This is a genomic window from Alicyclobacillus shizuokensis NBRC 103103, from assembly GCF_001552255.1.
Lineage (GTDB): Bacteria > Bacillota > Bacilli > Alicyclobacillales > Alicyclobacillaceae > Alicyclobacillus_G > Alicyclobacillus_G shizuokensis.
In genome coordinates this window covers 1-17219 of record NZ_BCQV01000053.1, presented here as the reverse complement: position 1 = coordinate 17219, position 17219 = coordinate 1, and the positions used below count along the sequence as shown (strand labels likewise).

Below are 17219 nucleotides of genomic sequence, written 5' to 3'. Positions count from 1 at the left end.
ACCTCCCCCTCAAACCGATGGAACTTTCCGCATGCCGCGTGATAGACTGGTCGGTGGTGCCTACGGATGGCCCGCCTCACCGAACCGCTTGACATCACTTTGCACGCTATCCCGCAGTGGAGATGAAAAGGAGACACACCATGAGGCCGTTCTTGAAGTGGGCAGGGGGAAAATATCGAATTGTACAACGCATACGGGAGCACCTGCCTGACGGCAAACGCCTCATTGAGCCGTTTGTGGGATCTGGGGCCGTCTTTCTTAACACCGACTTCGACGAGTACATCCTGTCGGACATCAACCAGGACCTGATACGGGTATATGAAATCCTCCAACAGGATGGCGATTCCTTCATCTCCTACTGCAAACCATTGTTCACCCCCGAGAACAACGCGCCCGATAGGTACTACGAGTTGCGCACCGAATTCAACGAAACCGACGACCTGTGGCGGAAGTCTGCGCTGTTTATCTACTTGAACCGACACGGTTACAACGGGTTGTGCCGGTACAACTCCAATGGAAAGTTCAACGTTCCGTTTGGGCGTTACAAGCGGCCGTATTTCCCCGAACTAGAAATGCGCTATTTTGCCCACAAGGCGCAAAGGGCCAGGTTTTGCTTGGCCGACTTTCGCACCGTCATGGGGCAGGCCCAACCGGGCGATGTCATCTACTGTGATCCCCCCTACGTCCCGCTTTCCAAGACGGCTCGTTTCACCGATTATGCCGCAGGTGGCTTCGGCCCGCAGGACCAGGCGGATTTGGCGCAATTGGCCGCGGCGCTCGGCAACAGAGGGATTCCCGTTCTGATATCGAACCACGAGACCGATTTCACGAATCAGGCGTACGCGGCGGCCAAGATCGAACGCTTTGATGTCCAGCGGATGATCAGTTGTGACGGCGCGAATCGCGGTTCGGTGACGGAGGTCTTGGCCCTGTTTGGCACCTGAGCAGCGCCTGCCGCACACAAAGCCTGCAAGCCCCCGTTCCATAAGCCCTGCTGACTTGACTAGTCCAAACGCACCCTCCCCGTTCCCCGGGGGACTCCTTTGGACTCGTCGGAAAACGGTCCAACCCGGCCTTTCGGCACCAGCAGAGACCCCCGTATCCTCGAGGTGGTATGGGAAGGGGAGACTGCCATGGAGGAAACAGCTGTGATTCGTGTCCTGATTGCCGATGAACTGGAACTGCTGCGGGCCGGCCTGGCCTGCATCCTACAGTCCACCCCGGGCCTTGTGTTGGCAGGCCAGGCCGCCAACGGGGAGGAAGCGATAGCCGCGGCGCAAACCGCTAAACCGGACGTGGTCTTGATGGACATGAACCTGCCGGACATGGATGGCTTTCGGGCCACCCGGGAACTTTTGCGCAGCCAGCCTTCCGTCCGCGTGCTCCTGCTGGCCACGGATCTGAGGGAGGACACGCTTGTCAAGGCCATCTCGGCCGGGGCTGCCGGGTACATCCTGAAAAACGCGCCCCCGTCGGAGCTGGTGGAAGGGATACAAAAAGCACACCGGGGTGAGTACGTGGTCCCGAGTCAAGTGACGGTGCTGGTGGTGCGGCGTCTGTTGCGGGAGTACGGTGAGAAAGGCGAGTTCACGCCGCGCGAAACGGACATCTTGCGCTGGTTGACCACGGGCGCCACGAACAAACAGCTGGCCCAGGCGCTCGGCATCAGCGTCAGCACGGTCGGCAATTACATCCAGCGACTGCTGAAAAAGCTGGGCCTGGAGAACCGCGCCCAGCTCGCGGCCTATGCGGTCCGGGAAGGGTATCAATTGGACCCACAAGAACAATTGGAGACACGCTGGTGACTCGCCTTCATTCTATCTATTGCATGGCCGCACATCCGCCCATCGCCGCCAGCGCCACCTGCTCTCGCCCTGCCCGGCCAGCAACTTAGTTTTCCTGCAGCGGCGCCCCTTCCCAATGCGCCAGTTTGCGTACGTAGAACCGCCACACCCACTCCTCGTTGAACGTGCGCCCGAGGTCCGGCAGCTCCCGCAGGTCCTCTTCCGAGATGGAAGCCACCGTCCGGCCGGTCTGTGCGGCTTGTAGCGTGACCTTGGCCAGCGCATGGAAGTTCAACGCGCGTACCACGGTTTCCTCCAGCGTGCGCCCCGTCACCGTGATGCCATGCCCCTTCATCAAGCAGATATGGCAATCCCCCATCGTCTGGACGAGCGGAAGCGCCAGTTCCGTACGTGAAATGAGGTAGGCGTGGGGAAACACGGGAATGCCTTCGACAGCCATCCGCATGGCGGGGATGTTATAAGCACCGAAGATGGGCTTCCAATCCAACTCCGTGATGCCGCACACCAGAGCGGCAGGCGGGTGCGCATGAATGACGCAGCCCACCTCCTGCCGCGCGCGATAGATCTCCGCATGAATCGGCAGTTCATTCGGCACGCAATAGCCTTCTTCCGCCCCCGCCCCGTCGAACGTCACGCGCTGGATTGCGTCCGCCTGTGTGTCCGCCACGCCCGCTTCGTGCGGGCCGCGGCAACGGATCCACATCTCCTCCGTGCCAGGAATACGCAGGCTGACGTGCCCGAGGATTTCATCGACTAACCCCTCCATACCAAGAATCCTGCACGCCGTGGCGATGGCCTCCCGCGGCTGCTCCAGTGCGCTGCTCATCCGCCTTCACTCTTCCGCCATGTGTGGGGCGGTGACCCGGTCGACCTCGACCGCCTCACCTTTGGCGCCACACGCGTGACACCACCAGAAACAGATGGACCGCCCCGTGTCCGAATATAGGTTCACCAGGTTGCGCGGATCCGCCAATGATGCTCCGCAGCGGGCGCAGTAGCAAACGAACTCCAGTGCTGCTTTGGCTTCTTCCTGCAACAACGGCGCCCCCTCACACCGTTTGCGACATGCGGCCCTTGCAAATCTGGATGATCTCGTCGATGTTCAGAGCGTACCGTGTGTTCCAGTCCTTCGCGATGCCGGACAACAGGTCGCCCACGCCATACTTGTTCTCCTCCTGCGGCAGGACAATCACATCGTTCTTCGCCTCGTCGCGGATGACGCACATCGGGTCCTCCCCGCGTTCCACCTTGGCCAACTCTTGCAGAAGCAATTGACGGTAGAGAATGATGCCTTTGTCCGACGTGCCAAGACGCTCCGTGGTCCGGTCAGCAATTTCACCCTGCGTCACCCAACTCATCATGTCTTGACCGTCAATGTAGTCCGTGACGAAGTTCCCACGTTCGTCCTTGAGCGGTGCCTCATAGAGGGAGATGGGATAGTCCTCGGGTACCTGCACCCCCTCGTTGGGCACGAAGCAGGTATACCAGATATGGTAGGTGTGCGTGTCGTCCATCGGGACACGAATCTGAAAGGAGTGCGCGCCGTAGTCGCCGACCCGCAGCATGTTCGGAAAGACGACCGGGTGGCCCACCACCCAATCCTCGCAATCCTCGGTTTGTCCTTCCAGCACACGCCGCTTAATGATGCCGTATTCGAATACGTCGAAGCCGATTTTCTGATGGTGGCGGCTGATAGGCCAGCTCTCCTGCGGCCGTCCGTTCTGTTCGAACACGTACTGGAAATAACGCCCGTGCAGCCACTCGAGGTGCGTCGGGTCGAGCGAATTCTCCATGATTTGCAGCCAGTTGCAGGGAATCACGGCGTAGCCGATGGTGCGAACCACGTTTTTGCGCACGAACAGGTCATAGCGAGGCAAAAGCGGCGCCGGCTCAGGCCCGAGGTAAGCGAAAATCAGGCCGCCCAGTTCCTGCACCTTGTACCCCGGAATCTTCACCTTGTCCTTGAACGTGCTGGTATCCGGCTCGTTCGGCTGTTCCAAGCAGCGGCCGTCTCCGTCGTACAACCAGCCGTGGTATGGGCAGCGAAGCCCGTTGTGCTCCGGAATCCCGCAGGTCATGGAAACACCCCGGTGCGCGCAGCGATCGCCAATAAGCCCCAGTTTTCCTCTCCGATCCCGGTAGAGGACCAGGTCCTCACCCAACAGCCGCACCTTCTTCGTCCATTGGTCCTTGAGTTCCGAAGCTGCCGCGATGGGCAGCCAGTAGCGTCGGAACAGGTTTCCCATCGGAGTGCCCGGCCCCACCTGCGTCAAGAGTTCATTGCGTTCTTTGCTCAACATACTTGCGTTCCTCCCATCTGCTATTTCCCGACGCGGCCTCACAACCCGCCAATACCTACTTGGTGGTGCAGCGCCACCTCCTCGCGCCTCTTGGCGGACTCAAGCACCGCAAGACAGACCTCCAGCGTGGCCAGTCCCCACGCCGCTGTGTGCACCGGGGTCTGTGTGGCCAACACCGCGCCGACCAACTCCTCCACGACCCGGTCGTGCGGCGTGACATCCTTCGGAAGCGCGATTTCCTCAATTCCGTTCTCGCCATAGACCAGCAGACCGTCCGGGCTCTGGCGAATGTCGCCGTGCTCGCAGGAGACCAGCGTGATCCCGAAAAACGGCTGGTGCGCTCCCGGCTTGGGCAACGTATCACGTGAACGGTACCCGGCCTGACTGCGCTTCAGGTTGATCTCGTCCGTCCGGTCGATGTCCCGCAACTGGCGGCGGCGCGCCCCGAAAGCTTCTGCCGACACCCGGTGCCCCCACTCGCCAATCCCAAACGTCAACTCGCTCGTGTGAAAATGGTCATAGCCGTTGTAAATTGCGGTTGCCACCACGCCGTCCTCGAACTCAAGGAACGCCACGTGGGCGCCCTCCGTGGGGCGCGACGGATCCCAGCGGCCAACCTGCGCACGGACGCTCCGCAAGCGGCCGCCGCCAAGATAGCGGAGGATGTCAAACTGGTGCGCACCCTGGCGAAAGGTCACGCCACCGCCGTGTGCGGTGTCCAGTTCTTCGTCGAGCCGGGGACGGTACAGCCAGTCGTTATAGCACCAGGTATGCATCATCCGCAGCGCGCCAAGGCGGCCGCTGGCGATGATGTCGCGCATCACCTGCACAGGCGGGTCGTAACTGTGGGAGTGGCCCACCAGCACCTGACGGTTCGCCGCTGCGGCGGCCGACACCATGGCCCTGGCGTCGTCCAGATGGGTGGCCAGGGGTTTCTCCACCAGCACATGCTTGCCGTGCTCCAGCGCAATCAACACATGGTCCTTGTGCAAGTGCGTCGGTGTGGAAATATAGACGGCGTCCAGGTCGCTCCTCGCACATAACTCGCTGATGTCGTTGTACACGGGCACCTGGAAGTCTCGCTGGAAGGCGGTTCTCTCTTCCTCCCGCACCGACGCTCCAGCCGCGAGTTCTACGGCCGGGTGCCGCAGGATGGCCGAAAGCATCTGTCGCGTGGCCGTCCCCAATCCGGCGATGCCGAGGCGAATCACATTCTTCATCCACCACACCTCCTCACACCCAAAATCCCCTGTTCCGATTGAGGCCCAGTTTGCCCTCACGGCATCCGCATGTGCATGGAAGCCCTTTCTTGACTCTAGCTTATGGCTACTCTGTGTATTGCACAAATTTAAATTTCATGATTTCATCATAAGTAATTCTTTATATCCACAGCCATTTGAAGGATGGTACAACACAGCGTCCCGGTTCACGACGGGCGACACTGCCTCGTGGAGGTGCAAAATGGCCGAACACCTCAGCCTGCACCAACTTGAACTGTTCTGCGCAGTCGTGGAACACGGCAGCTACGTGGAGACGGCCAGACATTTGATGATGACGCAGCCGGCGCTAAGCCTGCAGGTCAAATCCCTCCAGACGGCCCTCGGCACCCAGCTGTTCGAGCGTCGGGGCAACCGCTTGGTGCTGACGGAAACCGGTCAAATCACCTACGAATTCGCCCGCAACCTGCTGGCGCTCGAAGACCAATTAAGATCCACTGTCGACGATTTCATGCACGCCGACCATGGATCCTTGTCCATCGGCAGCTCCCGGCCATTCGGGCGGTACTTCATCCCGTTTGTCGTCTGCGAATACGTGCAAGCGTTCGAGAACGTGGATGTCTCCGTCGTGTACAAGGACACGGAGACGATTTACAACCAGGTGCTCAACCGCATCCTCGATGTCGGCGTAGTGACAAGCGATGAAGCTGTACCGGTTCCGCCCGGACTGCAGTCCACCCGGCTGCGCCATGATCATTGGTGCCTAGTTTCGAGCGCGGAGCGGCCCTGGACAGAACCGCGGCGCATCGACAAGGCGTTGTTCCAGCGCGCGCCGTTGGTCACGGCCGTATCCCACTCCACGCACTGGAAACTGATCCAAAAGATATTGAACCGCCTTGGCATTCATGCGGGCGACTACACGGTTCGCCTGCGCATGGAAGACCTCGAATCTATCAAGGTCGTCGTACAGCGTGGACTTGGCATCGCATTCCTGCCGTACACCGCCGTGCAGCAAGAGCTGGCGAACAGTCAGTTGGTGGAGTTCCCCTTCCCCGATGGACACCCGCCGCTCAACTGCGTCATCGTCACCCTCGACAACAACCGCAGTCGGCCCATTGTACAGCGGTTTGTGGAGTTTTTGTTGGAGCGGTTTCCAAGGAGTTTGGATTTGGGGGAACCGAAATGAAAAAGAGGGAGGGGCTGCTCTTCGTTCGTTTCGCGATATCCCATTGCGGCAGCCCGATTCCCCAGATCGTCAGGCGGCGCTCTGGCCCTCTCGCCGATGCGCCGTTGCAGCGCCATACGGCCAGTAGCCAGGCTTCGCCGGCGCGCCACCTTTCCGGTGGGCGGTTCAATACCCCTGACGGACGAGCACTGCGTGCCCTACGGTGCCGACCAGGAAACAGGCCGCCAGGAACGCAAACGCCAAGCTGTATCCCCCGAAACCAATCAAGGCCCCCATGATGGTCGGACCAAATGCCGCCAACAGGTTTGAAATGCCGACCATGGTTCCGTTATCGCGCCCGATGTGTTCGGTCACTGTAAAACTGTGCATGATGCCGTGGTTGACGAGCGTCGTGATCCCCTGGATGCAGAGTATAGCCACCACTACCAGCAGGGCGTCGTAAATAGGCGCCTGCACAAACGGCACGATAATCAACACGAACATGGAAATCAGAAATCCACAGGAGCCCCAAATCGCTTTGCGCCTCGTTTTATCCGTCACCATTCCCACCAAAGTGGTCATAACCATGCACAACCCGAACGCCAGTGCGATGTAGTTGCTGGTGGCCGCATGGCTAAAGTGCTTGGCGCCGGTGAGATACGATGGGAACCAGGTGGCAAGCCCGAATACCCCGAACACGTTCGCGATGTTGACCAGAACCGCCAGCCAGAAGCTGGACGACTTCATGTCCTTCGCGTGTTCGTCATGCTCCTTCTCGGTCAGTTGCTCCTGCTGGATATACGCCACTTCGGAGGCGGACACGCGGTGGTCGTGGTCCGGGCAATCCTTCAGGAAAGACACCGCCATGGGCAGGCAGATGACGACCGCACAGATGGTCAAGAACCAGAATACGCCCCGCCACTCCAATGAACCGATGAGTCCGTTAACCACAAAACCGGAGATAGCCAGCCCGATGTTGATGCCGTTAATCCATATCGCCTTCGCCCGGCCGCGTTCGCTAAGCGGAAACCAGCGCGCGGTGAGCGCGTTGGACGCCGGCCATAGATAAGCCTCCGCCAGCCCAAGCACGATGCGGGACACCAACAACACTGCGTAGCTCTGGGCGAGCGCCGCCATCGCTGTACTTAAAGCCCACAGCATGAGGCCGTAAACCGTGCATTGCTTCGGGCCAATCCGGTCCACCAACAGCCCCCATATGGGAAACCCGATGCCGTAGGCAAACAGCATCACGGTGACCAGAAGCCCCACCAAGGACGGGTGATTGGTCAAATTCATCTCTTGAAGAAACTGCGTGTTCGTGGCAATGACGGCGACGCCAATCTTGTCGACCATGCCCACAATCCAGATCACCAACAGCGTAGGCATCACGAATTTCCATCGAACGGCTGTCGCGACGGTGACCTTGGAATCCGCCACCGACGCCAGCGAATTTTGCGCCACGGTTCAATCCCCTCCTTCATGATTTTCCAACCGCTTGGTCATACCCCCGGAATTTTGTAAGCGTTTTCCCGAAGATCAAGACAACCTCGGCTCATACCCGTACCTTGCCTCCACGAGCCGGACGCGTGCCCCTACACGGGAACCCTGGACGAGTCCGCCTCACCGCGCGCGGCCCATGCCCTCTGGCGCCAATACGTCCACGCCCGCTCCAGTGGGTTCTCGCTGAACATCGTCTCCGCAGCCGCCCGTCCTTCCTCGTAAGACAGGTATCGCGGCGTCCCCAGTTGCAAGGCGCGATACTGAATCTCCGCGTTTTTCGCCAAGTAGATGGAAGCCATCACCGTCCGGCGGATGTCTTCGCCGACTACGATTGCGCCGTGACCCCGCAGCAGCATGCCCCGTTTGTTTCCGAGCGTGCGCGCGATGCGTTCCCCTTCCCGCGGATTGACTATCAGCATGCCGTCCGATACGTCGTAGTCGTCATAGACTGGGACACCTTCGTAAAACATGCCGCCGATGTGGCAGATGGGCCGCACCTCCACGCCGGTAGTGCTGAACGGGATGAGTGATGCGGCATGGTGGTGGCAAACCGCTTGCACGTCCGGTCGCGCAGCATAGATCTTCGCATGCAAAATCCGCTCCTTGTAAGGGCTGAATCCGGTTGCGCTAACCTCGTCGCCGTCGAAATCGAACTCCATGATGTCTTGTTCCTGAACCCATTGCGGGGAGAGCGAGCGCGACAAGAAAAAGTGGTCCGGGTTATCTGGGTTGCGGACACTGACATGGCCAAACGCGTCCAAGACGCCTTCGTTGCTGAGAATATGGTTTGCCAAGACCAGGTCGGCCATCGCCTGCTGAATACGCTTGGACATCGGTGCCCCTCCTCTTTCGCGATGTGTAGCTTTTGCCATTGCTCTTCAGATCACGAACCGTTCCAGCGTGGGTGCCGCGAATAATTCCTCGACACCAATCCGGCGATGAATTAAACCTTGCTCATACGAATAGGAGATGGCGGCTTCCAACGTCGTACGGTTAGCTTCCAGGCCGTAAGGCCAGAAATCCTCTCCCATGATGGCCTTCGTCCGCTCGACCTCGTACGTCAACCAGGGCAGGGTGACCTTGAGCGCGGCCGTCTGGGCAAATCCCTCATACACCTGGCGCTTGGCGGCTTCAAACGCCTCAAACAGGTTCATGGCGACCCACGGGTGCCGATCGAGGATCTCCTCTCGAATCACAACCACATGCATGATGGGGAAGATGCCGGTCTTCTGAAAGTACGCAATCTCCACATCCACATAATTCGGGAAAAGGCGGGCCACGTTCGATGATCCCCGCACTAGCGATGAAGGGGCCCGCGGCGCGATCAGTGCATCGAGTTCACCCGTCTCCAGCATCTCGTTCAAGGTCCGGCCTTCCGGAATGGGCTGGATACGGATGTCGCTCGGTAAATCCACCGCAACCTTCTCAATGCGGCCAGGCCTCTCTTCGCCACCTTGGAACCACAGCACATCAGTTGGCCGGACACCGTACTCATGTTCGAGAATTCCGCGCACCCAGAGACAGGCGGTCAGCTGGTACTCTGGAAGTCCGATGCGTTTCCCGCGCAGGTCGGCGGGTTCCCGAATGCCTGCGCCCGTGTGAATATAGATGGAAGAATGCCGGAAGGAACGGGACATGAAGACCGGAATAGCCTTGAATTTCGGGAATCCGCGATCGACTGCAATCAGGAAGGACGACAGGGACAGCTCCGCGACGTCGAACTCCTGATGGCGCATCATGCGCCAAAAAATTTCCTCCACCTCCATGTTCAGATGATTGAGTTCAATGCCTTTGGGACGTACGGTGCCGTCAATCAGGGCGCCAATACGGTCGTAGTTCCAACACGCAAAACTCAGAGACAATGTTCCCATACGTTGGCCCCCCTGGCGTTTGAAATCGCTTCCTAATCAACACGCCGCCTCATGCCATGCTCACGGCAGGTTTGTAACAATCTTATGATAAAAGATATCAAACTAACAAATTTAAAGTTTTTAAATCAAATATAAACTTTTCCTTATATGCCTCTCCGCCCACGCGAGAGTGTGGTCGAAAAAGTCCGTGAATGATTTGCGTCAATATTTTTGAGGTGTCAGGACGGCCATCGCCGCCGCGGAGAGAAGCGCGACCCCGGCCAGAAAACCGAAAGAAGCCGAGTAATTGTTGTTGAGTTCCAGTAACCAACCCATGATGTACGGGGCGAAAGCCCCGATGAAATTGCTCACCCCTGACATCATGCCGCCAGCCCCGCCCATCTGGGTTTCCTTGCTGAAACTGTGAATCAGAGAATGGATCACGACGGTCGTCCCTTGCAGAACCCAAATCGCCAAACCAATCATAATCAGCACCAAAGCTATACTGTGGACCTGTGTTGAGAAAAAGATCAGAAGCGCATAAACCAGAAAGAGGATAATTCCAAACGGCGCCCTGCGGATCAACCGATCAGACCATCGACTCAGCCAAAGCAAAATGCCGATACCGAGAATCCAAGCGGCTGCAGTAAAGTTCCCCATCCCCGACATACTCATGTGACGAGCATCCGTCAAATAGGACGGCAACCAAGTATTAATCCCGAATATTCCCATCCCTGTTGCCGTGTTGGCCAATGCGAGGAACCAAAACCGATAGTTGCGGAACACATTTCCACGAGCAAATTCACGGGCATTAGGAACCTCATCTGTGTCTTCCAAAACGCCGGATTCAATGTGCTCTATTTCCAGTTCGGACGCCCGAGATTTCTTCGGATCATCCCGGACCAGAATGGTCAACAAAACGATGGGCACGATTCCCGCAACAGCCAGAACAAAGAAAACAGAGTGCCATCCCAGGGAAGTCAGCAAAACCGGCACAATCAAACCGGCCAGCGCTACCCCCAAGTTGATGCCCGATATCCACATGGCGCTTGCCCGGCTGCGTTCTTTCACTGGGAACCAGCGGGCGGTTAGGTTGTTGCATACAGGCCAAATTGCGGCCTCAGCGAATCCCAGACCAATCCGTGACAGATACAGGACACCGAGGCTGGAGCAAATTCCACCCAGCAGCAACATGACAACCCATACGGTACAAGCACAGATGGCAATCCTTCTAGGACCAAACCGATCACTCAAAAACCCCCAAAATGGCATCCCAACACCATAGGCCACAAGGAAAAGCGTCATCAGCAGTCCGGCCAATTCATGCCGTCCAACCATATGCATGGCGACCTGAAAAGGTTTGTAAGCCATAACGATGCCCACATTGATCTTGTCTACCATGCCGATGGTCTGCAACACTACGAGCGCAGGGATAATGTGTGTCCAACGGATCTTCGTGAAAGCCCGTATTTGGCCGCCCTCCACCTGTATACCCGGCATTGTATTCATTTCAGGATGTCCCCCCTACGGAATGGCTCAGAATCTCATATAGAAATCAACCGTCCTTTGACGAGCCGTCTTGGCCCTTGCCTGAATCCGCTTTCAAACCCTCGTCCCGGTTCCCCCGCAAATACCGGACATGACCGAGATGCAAAGGCGTAATCTTACGATGTAGATACCGTTGACAACGGCGCCTTATATAGTTTCTCTATCACAGTAAAAACCACATTCTAGAAATTAGCGACAAATCGCGTCACGACGGGTGGAGTCTCTATCCATGCGCGCGTTCCCGCAAAGGCCGCGCATGGCGATGTCTTTGCCTCTGCTAGTCTGCGTACTCCGCGATGACAACGCGCGGACCGACAACGATTTCCCCGTTCCATTCACATTTCGAGCAGTAGCAGTCATAGATGACTTCGTCGGCTCTCCAGTACTCGACAACCAGACTTTGTTTATCCGTCAACGGCCGGCCGCACGCCGGGCACCAGGCCGCCGCGCCAGCCCCCTGTCGCGCCCCGTTCAAACTCGACTTCTGTGCGTCTGGGTTCATTATCGAACTCCCACGCTATCGAATAGTTCAATCAGGTCCCTCACAACCGGGCAAAATCGCGTTTGGAACCGCATCGTGACACTCTCGAAACCTTCGCTGAAATGATGTTTCTTCCGTTCGAGAGGCAGGACAATACAATCATTTTTCGAGGGATCACGAATTGTGCCCAGCGGGTCTTCTCCCGCCTCTACCCTTCTTATCTGTTCCATGAACAACTTGCGAAGCAGAATAATCCCCTTGTCGGTTGTCCCCAGGTGTTCATCCGTCCTGTCGGCAATCGACCCCTGCGTCACCCAAGTCATGATGTCCTGACCGTCAATATAGTCTGTGATAAATTCGCCGGATTCGTCTTTCCACGGAACCTCGTAGAGGCAAAGTTTCTTTAGAGAGGGGGGCACCTCGACACCCTCACCCGGGACATAGGCGTTGTACCAGACATGCCACGTGTGTGTATCATCGATGGGAATCCGCATCTGCAAGGCATATGTCCCCAAACCGCCACTTCCGACAGCCAATGTAAAAGGGAAAATGACGGGATGCCCTATGCGCCAATCATCCGAATCCTCACTCTGCCCCTCTAACAGCCTGCGTTTGACAATTCCATACTCAAATACGTCAAAGGCCGTCTTGACATGATGTCGGCTAAAGGCGACCCGGACAGGGTTCCCCATCTCTTGATTCAAAAATTCGTGATAGTGGCCATGCAGCCATTCCGTGTGAACGGGATCGAGAGAGTTCTCCATAATTTGCATGAAATTCACAGGCAGCACGGTCTGCCCGACGACACGAATGGCATCCTTCACCACGAACGCATCAAGACGGGGAAGCAAAGGGGCTGGATCTGGACCCATATAGGCAAAGATCAACCCTCCCAAGCACTGCACCGGATAACCGCTTACATGAATCTTTGTGGCAAAGTGGCTATCCGCTGGCTCATTCGGTTGTTCTGTGCATTCACCCCTGTGGTTGAAACACCACCCATGGTACGGGCAGCGGATTCCCCCTTCCTCTGGTATACCGTAGGCCAAAGATGCGCCTCTATGCGGACACCTCTCTGCAATCAAGCCGAGCTTGCCGCTGCGATCACGATAGAGAACCAGGTCTTCACCTAGAACCCGAACCTTCTTGGTCCACCTGCGTTCCAATTCGACTTCGGCTGCGATGGGAATCCAGTATCTCCTCAATAGGTTTCCCATAGGTGTCCCAGGCCCCACCTGTGTCAATGTCCGATTTTGCTCTTCGCTGATCATACCCTTGACTCTCCTCCGTGGTTACATGAATATCGGTTTCATTCCCACATATCGTTGAAAATTCCGGCCAACCTCGCCTTTTCCTCATGGTAGTGCCAGGCTTTCTGGACAATACTCGGTGTCCAGTTCGTTTCGCGCGTTCGCTGTAGATTTTCTCCCGAGAGGACATGGAAGTTGGGATTCAACAAGGAAGCGTGGTACTGCTTTTTGGCATTTTCCTCCAAATAAATGGAAGCTACAAACACCTCACGTATGCCAGGGCCCACCAGCACATTCCCGTGATGGCGGATTTCCACCATGCAACGGTTTCCCAGGACCTGCGCAAGTTCTTCAGCCATCTCCGGGGTGTTGACAAGACTGGATTTTTCAAACACAGGGCAATTGCCTGCGAACGCGCCAATCGAGTATACTGGCTGCATGGTTTGTCCGGCGATTCCCAAGACAGTCTGCCAATGCGGATGGCTGTGGATTACAGCATTGACTTCAGGACGCCTGCGATAAATTGCGGCGTGAATATGCACCTCACTTGGTGGTTCCGTTTCCCCGGCCAATGCATCCCCGTCCAGGTTGCAGCACGTGATATCCTGGACTGTGAGGGATGCGCGGCTGGCAGACCGCGCGTTGATGTAGAAACGGTCGTCACCAGGTGCTCGCGAACTCAGATGGCCATTCATATCAAGAATTCGGGCCCGTTCCAACATGCGAACTGCCTTGACCAAGTCCACCTTCAACTGTTGAATCTCCTGTTGAATCTGCGCCCCCTGCATGCATCGCCCTCCACTCGTACCAATCGTTTGCATCCGCCCACGATGTCCGACAAATCAACTGCCGATGAGCTCAGTTCGAGCTTATCTTGTGTCGATTGTATTTTCAAATAATTATTTCATTGCTATCTTATAAGTAATTACGAATACCTTCTCCGACGCAAAGGAGGGTGCAAGTTGGACGAACCCCTCAGGCTCAACCAACTTCAACTGTTTTGCTGTGTGGTTGAAAATGGCGGATACACGCGCGCGGCTGAGCACCTGAATTTGACCCAACCTGCTGTCAGCCAGCAGGTCAGGGCCCTCGAACGCCATCTGAACGCCAAACTGTTCGTGCGCCATGGCAATCAGATGCTCCTCAGTGAGGCGGGAAAAGTTGTCTATGAGTACGCCCAAAACATGTTACGCCTTGATGGCCGATTGAAATCCGCTGTTCATTCCCTGTCCGCCAAGACGCCCGAGACGGTCACAGTCGGAAGCAACCGACCGTTTGGGCGCTATTTGCTGCCTGGAATCCTGTCGCAATACTGCAAACAGTTCCCGCAGGTACAGGTAGATGTCCATTATGCTAACTCGGAAACAATCTGTGAACAGGTGCTCAACAATGTGGTTGACCTGGGACTTGTCACTTGGGATCCGTCGATCAAACTCCCTCCGGGTCTAACAGCCAGCGTGATACGCAATGAACCCTGGTGCCTCGTGGCTGCCAGCGGCTGCGAGTGGCTCAGTAAGCACCAGGTGGTGAGCCGTTCCCTGTTTAAAGACGCGCCATTGATCACCACGACAGAGAGTTCAACCAATTGGAAGATCATCCAACGGATATTAAACGAAATGGACATTGGGCTCGAAAATTATCGAGTGCGTTTGAGGCTGGACGACATCGAATCGATTAAGCAGATGGTGCTGCAAGGAATCGGGATCGCGTTCATGCAGTTGATCGCAGTTCAGCGGGAATTGCAGGATGGGCGCTTGTCTGAGGTCCGTTTTCCCAAAGGATATCAGCCAACCCAAAGCTACATCATTGTCACCAAGACCAATGGACATATCACCGCCAGTGCAGAACAGCTAATCCATTGTCTGCGCAGTGATACCTCTCTGGGCTGATGGTTCCTGACGCACCCTAATGGGCAAACGCCTCTCCATCGTACCCCATGCGGCTGGAGATGGCGCGTGCCGTCTCCACAACTCGCCCGCGAACCTCGGCTATCGTCTCGGCCAAGTGCACGGTCGGCCCGAGCACCCCGACCGCGTAATTGACGCGACCGTGGACATCAAAAATGGGGGCCCCCACGCCGGCAACTCCCCGTATGGTTTCATCCATCTCCCAGTACACGCCTTCACAACGGATCCGGGCCAATCGTGACTGGGTATCGCTCACTTGGTTCAATCCTCGGCGCACGGGTTCCGGCAAGGATGGGTTCTCGTCCGACAGTTGTTCAAAACAGCGGCACAATTGCTCCTCTGGCAAATACGCGGCCAACACCCAGCCCAGGACCCCATACAGAAGCGGTCGGCGCTGCCCGACAAACGACGAGTATTTAAGCCCTTCGGTGACCTCGCGTCGATAGATGTAGATCATGCCGCAATGGTCACGCATGGACATCACGACCGATTGCCGAGTGTCACGCTGTAAACTGTCCAACAACTCCTCGCACTCTTGCAAGACATCAAGCGTAGATGTGAGAATGCCTCCGTATTCCAACAGCTTAAAACCAAGGCGATAGCGGGCCGTTTGAGAGTCATAGGAAACCAGTCCCCGGCGCTCCATCGTGTATAACATGCGATGGACGGTAGCCTTCGGCAGCCCCGTGGCCGTAGCGACCTCGTCCAAAGTGAGCGCCGGGTGCTGCGTGGTAAATGCGTCGAGAATGTCAATCGCCCTGTCCACCGAGCGGTTCAAGTGAATCTGTAATTCGCGCATATCCTTCTCCATCGTCCATGACCGCCGCTGACCATGACGCTCTGGCAAGCGCACGCCATACAGGGCCGTTTAACATTCATCCTAGCAATTTACCATCAAATCGCAACCTGATTTCCTGATTCCCTCACCGGCGCGGACGTTTCATTCGCTCTCCACTGCGGGCACGTTGGCCCCATTCGGCAAGCGAGATTTCACCTTGCGCAGATTCGATTCCCGCATGGCAAACCCGACTAAGGCGGCAAGGAACGGTCCTGCAGCCGCTATCCACATTACGATGGGCAGCCCGTAGACATCCGCCAACGCCCCGGCGACCGCAGGCGTGGCTGCTGCCCCTATCATCTCGCCGACACTCATACTCAGCGCGCTGGCGGTCGCGGCTAACCGCTCTGGAACCGTTTCCATGGGAACGATGTTCATGAATAAGGGGAACAATCCCTGCACCACGTTTAAGAAGAAGCCGAGTACAGCCAACATGACCCAATCGCCATGGAACGAGTGCATCACCAGCGGTGGCAATATGGCCACAAACGAAAACAAAATCATGGTCGGCTTCCTACCCCAGTAGTCGGAAATCAGGGGTACGAGAAAGCCCCAGAAAACGCGCCCAGCCCCATGATGCTCATGACGTACCCCATCTGAGCCTCGCTCAAATGGTCCACCTGGTTCAGAAACAAGGGAGCAAAAATGTTCATGACCCACAGTGCCACCATGAGACAAACGGACATGAAAACGCATACCCAAACGTTGCGATAAGAGAGGGCCTCTTGATAGCCACGCCAGTCCCAGGCTGTAGAAGACGCCTTGGCAAACCGCACCTCCCGCGTCCACCGTATCAAGACGAACGCGAGCACAAAGCTCGGCACACTGGCCAACAGAAACGCCCAACGCCAATTGGTATGCACCGCCAACTGGGTGACCAACAGCGGCCCCAAAGCCAAGCCGATAAGTCCAACGCCACTTTGCGCAAAGCCAAGATTCCGCCCGACGCGCTCGGGTGTGGATTCAGCCATCAACATGGCCGCACCGAGCGGATACGTTGGACCTTCGCCCGCCCCGTTGAGCAAGCGGATCAACAGCAAAGAGGTAAAAGAGGCGGCGACGGCAGACAATCCGGAGAAGACAGACGTCGCCAAAACAAACGGCACCAGCCAAGCTTTGCGCCTTCCTGACCTATCCGACAACGCGCCAAAACACAACGCAGAAGCGTCGAACGCAAGGGTCATCCACCATCATAATCTGTCCAATGGCCGCGTTGTTCAGATGGAGTTCAGGAGCCGCAATCGGCAACAGGAACGTAATGGAAATACGATCCAGAAAAACGAACCCCAAGACCAAAAAAACAAACCAAGTCAAGCGCAGCTCGTAGTGCCGTGTATGTGCGCGTACCATCAAGTCCC

General features: G+C 56.9%; 18 protein-coding genes and 1 pseudogene. 4 read left to right on the top strand and 15 right to left on the bottom strand.

The window, feature by feature from the left end; translation table 11 throughout:
* Window positions 1–140 precede the first annotated feature (140 nt).
* Complete coding sequence (locus ASH01S_RS15730) at window positions 141–944, top strand: Dam family site-specific DNA-(adenine-N6)-methyltransferase (protein ID WP_083517266.1); 804 nt, start codon at window positions 141–143, stop codon at window positions 942–944.
* A 189-nt stretch (window positions 945–1133) separates the two neighbouring features.
* A complete protein-coding gene (locus ASH01S_RS15725) occupies window positions 1134–1805 on the top strand; it encodes a response regulator (protein WP_067929394.1) in 672 nt (223 codons plus the stop codon).
* 85 nt (window positions 1806–1890) lie between these two features.
* Here the strand turns inward: ASH01S_RS15725 and phtC are convergent, their stop codons facing one another.
* From phtC to ASH01S_RS15705, 4 genes are read right to left on the bottom strand one after another with little or no spacing between them, the layout of a single operon-like run.
* Window positions 1891–2631: a 3,4-dihydroxyphthalate decarboxylase gene (gene phtC / locus ASH01S_RS15720; protein ID WP_067929393.1), complete on the bottom strand. Its 741-nt coding sequence runs from the start codon at window positions 2629–2631 to the stop codon at window positions 1891–1893.
* A gap of 6 nt (window positions 2632–2637) precedes the next feature.
* Window positions 2638–2841: a hypothetical protein gene (locus ASH01S_RS15715; RefSeq protein WP_067929392.1), complete on the bottom strand. Its 204-nt coding sequence runs from the start codon at window positions 2839–2841 to the stop codon at window positions 2638–2640.
* 13 nt (window positions 2842–2854) lie between these two features.
* Window positions 2855–4105 carry an aromatic ring-hydroxylating dioxygenase subunit alpha gene (locus ASH01S_RS15710; protein ID WP_067929391.1) on the bottom strand — a complete coding sequence of 417 codons (1251 nt, stop codon included), beginning with the start codon at window positions 4103–4105 and terminating at the stop codon, window positions 2855–2857.
* 38 nt (window positions 4106–4143) lie between these two features.
* Entirely contained in the window at window positions 4144–5325 is a 1182-nt protein-coding gene (locus ASH01S_RS15705; RefSeq protein ID WP_067929390.1) for a Gfo/Idh/MocA family protein, read from the bottom strand.
* 241 nt (window positions 5326–5566) lie between these two features.
* Between ASH01S_RS15705 and ASH01S_RS15700 the strand changes: the two genes are divergently transcribed.
* Complete coding sequence (locus ASH01S_RS15700; RefSeq protein WP_067929389.1) at window positions 5567–6508, top strand: LysR family transcriptional regulator; 942 nt, start codon at window positions 5567–5569, stop codon at window positions 6506–6508.
* 165 nt (window positions 6509–6673) lie between these two features.
* Here the strand turns inward: ASH01S_RS15700 and ASH01S_RS15695 are convergent, their stop codons facing one another.
* The 7 genes from ASH01S_RS15695 to ASH01S_RS15665 all read right to left on the bottom strand — a co-directional run bounded on the left by ASH01S_RS15695 (window position 6674) and on the right by ASH01S_RS15665 (window position 13904).
* The gene (locus tag ASH01S_RS15695) at window positions 6674–7948 is read right to left on the bottom strand and encodes an MFS transporter (protein WP_067929388.1); all 1275 of its coding nucleotides are present in this window, start codon (window positions 7946–7948) and stop codon (window positions 6674–6676) included.
* 131 nt (window positions 7949–8079) lie between these two features.
* Window positions 8080–8820: a class II aldolase/adducin family protein gene (locus ASH01S_RS15690; protein ID WP_067929387.1), complete on the bottom strand. Its 741-nt coding sequence runs from the start codon at window positions 8818–8820 to the stop codon at window positions 8080–8082.
* A 45-nt stretch (window positions 8821–8865) separates the two neighbouring features.
* On the bottom strand, window positions 8866–9858 hold the full coding sequence (locus ASH01S_RS15685; RefSeq protein ID WP_067929386.1) for a substrate-binding domain-containing protein: 993 nt from the start codon (window positions 9856–9858) through the stop codon (window positions 8866–8868).
* 201 nt (window positions 9859–10059) lie between these two features.
* Complete coding sequence (locus ASH01S_RS15680) at window positions 10060–11238, bottom strand: MFS transporter (protein ID WP_169794261.1); 1179 nt, start codon at window positions 11236–11238, stop codon at window positions 10060–10062.
* A gap of 424 nt (window positions 11239–11662) precedes the next feature.
* Window positions 11663–11887 carry a hypothetical protein gene (locus ASH01S_RS15675; RefSeq protein WP_067929384.1) on the bottom strand — a complete coding sequence of 75 codons (225 nt, stop codon included), beginning with the start codon at window positions 11885–11887 and terminating at the stop codon, window positions 11663–11665.
* Window positions 11887–13137 carry a Rieske 2Fe-2S domain-containing protein gene (locus tag ASH01S_RS15670; protein WP_067929383.1) on the bottom strand — a complete coding sequence of 417 codons (1251 nt, stop codon included), beginning with the start codon at window positions 13135–13137 and terminating at the stop codon, window positions 11887–11889. The genes ASH01S_RS15675 and ASH01S_RS15670 overlap by 1 nt, the downstream gene beginning before the upstream one ends.
* Window positions 13138–13175: 38 nt before the next feature.
* The gene (locus ASH01S_RS15665) at window positions 13176–13904 is read right to left on the bottom strand and encodes a class II aldolase/adducin family protein (protein ID WP_067929382.1); all 729 of its coding nucleotides are present in this window, start codon (window positions 13902–13904) and stop codon (window positions 13176–13178) included.
* 174 nt (window positions 13905–14078) lie between these two features.
* Here ASH01S_RS15665 and ASH01S_RS15660 point away from each other — a divergent pair, with 174 nt between their 5' ends.
* On the top strand, window positions 14079–15005 hold the full coding sequence (locus ASH01S_RS15660) for a LysR family transcriptional regulator (RefSeq protein WP_067929381.1): 927 nt from the start codon (window positions 14079–14081) through the stop codon (window positions 15003–15005).
* Between the two features lie 16 nt (window positions 15006–15021).
* On the opposite strand, the gene ASH01S_RS15655 is transcribed toward ASH01S_RS15660, so the two are convergent.
* From ASH01S_RS15655 to ASH01S_RS19060, 4 genes and pseudogenes are all read right to left on the bottom strand, one after another.
* Complete coding sequence (locus tag ASH01S_RS15655; protein ID WP_067929380.1) at window positions 15022–15822, bottom strand: IclR family transcriptional regulator; 801 nt, start codon at window positions 15820–15822, stop codon at window positions 15022–15024.
* A 141-nt stretch (window positions 15823–15963) separates the two neighbouring features.
* A complete protein-coding gene (locus ASH01S_RS18060) occupies window positions 15964–16395 on the bottom strand; it encodes an MFS transporter (protein ID WP_245629117.1) in 432 nt (143 codons plus the stop codon).
* A complete protein-coding gene (locus ASH01S_RS15645) occupies window positions 16395–17045 on the bottom strand; it encodes an MFS transporter (protein ID WP_083517260.1) in 651 nt (216 codons plus the stop codon). Before ASH01S_RS15645 ends, ASH01S_RS18060 begins: the two co-directional genes overlap by 1 nt.
* A pseudogene (locus ASH01S_RS19060) lies at window positions 16993–17219 on the bottom strand (hypothetical protein); the annotation flags it as partial. The gene ASH01S_RS15645 and the pseudogene ASH01S_RS19060, both read right to left, overlap by 53 nt.

Bases quoted from the DNA above. Each gene is read 5' to 3' on its own strand.
- ASH01S_RS15730 (WP_083517266.1), top strand. From the start codon at position 141: ATGAGGCCGTTCTTGAAGTGGGCAGGGGGAAAATATCGAATTGTACAA.
- ASH01S_RS15725 (WP_067929394.1), top strand. From the start codon at position 1,134: ATGGAGGAAACAGCTGTGATTCGTGTCCTGATTGCCGATGAACTGGAA.
- phtC (WP_067929393.1), bottom strand. From the start codon at position 2,631: ATGAGCAGCGCACTGGAGCAGCCGCGGGAGGCCATCGCCACGGCGTGC.
- ASH01S_RS15710 (WP_067929391.1), bottom strand. From the start codon at position 4,105: ATGTTGAGCAAAGAACGCAATGAACTCTTGACGCAGGTGGGGCCGGGC.
- ASH01S_RS15705 (WP_067929390.1), bottom strand. From the start codon at position 5,325: ATGAAGAATGTGATTCGCCTCGGCATCGCCGGATTGGGGACGGCCACG.
- ASH01S_RS15700 (WP_067929389.1), top strand. From the start codon at position 5,567: ATGGCCGAACACCTCAGCCTGCACCAACTTGAACTGTTCTGCGCAGTC.
- ASH01S_RS15690 (WP_067929387.1), bottom strand. From the start codon at position 8,820: ATGTCCAAGCGTATTCAGCAGGCGATGGCCGACCTGGTCTTGGCAAAC.
- ASH01S_RS15685 (WP_067929386.1), bottom strand. From the start codon at position 9,858: ATGGGAACATTGTCTCTGAGTTTTGCGTGTTGGAACTACGACCGTATT.
- ASH01S_RS15680 (WP_169794261.1), bottom strand. From the start codon at position 11,238: ATGGTAGACAAGATCAATGTGGGCATCGTTATGGCTTACAAACCTTTT.
- ASH01S_RS15675 (WP_067929384.1), bottom strand. From the start codon at position 11,887: ATGAACCCAGACGCACAGAAGTCGAGTTTGAACGGGGCGCGACAGGGG.
- ASH01S_RS15670 (WP_067929383.1), bottom strand. From the start codon at position 13,137: ATGATCAGCGAAGAGCAAAATCGGACATTGACACAGGTGGGGCCTGGG.
- ASH01S_RS15665 (WP_067929382.1), bottom strand. From the start codon at position 13,904: ATGCAGGGGGCGCAGATTCAACAGGAGATTCAACAGTTGAAGGTGGAC.
- ASH01S_RS15655 (WP_067929380.1), bottom strand. From the start codon at position 15,822: ATGCGCGAATTACAGATTCACTTGAACCGCTCGGTGGACAGGGCGATT.
- ASH01S_RS15645 (WP_083517260.1), bottom strand. From the start codon at position 17,045: ATGACCCTTGCGTTCGACGCTTCTGCGTTGTGTTTTGGCGCGTTGTCG.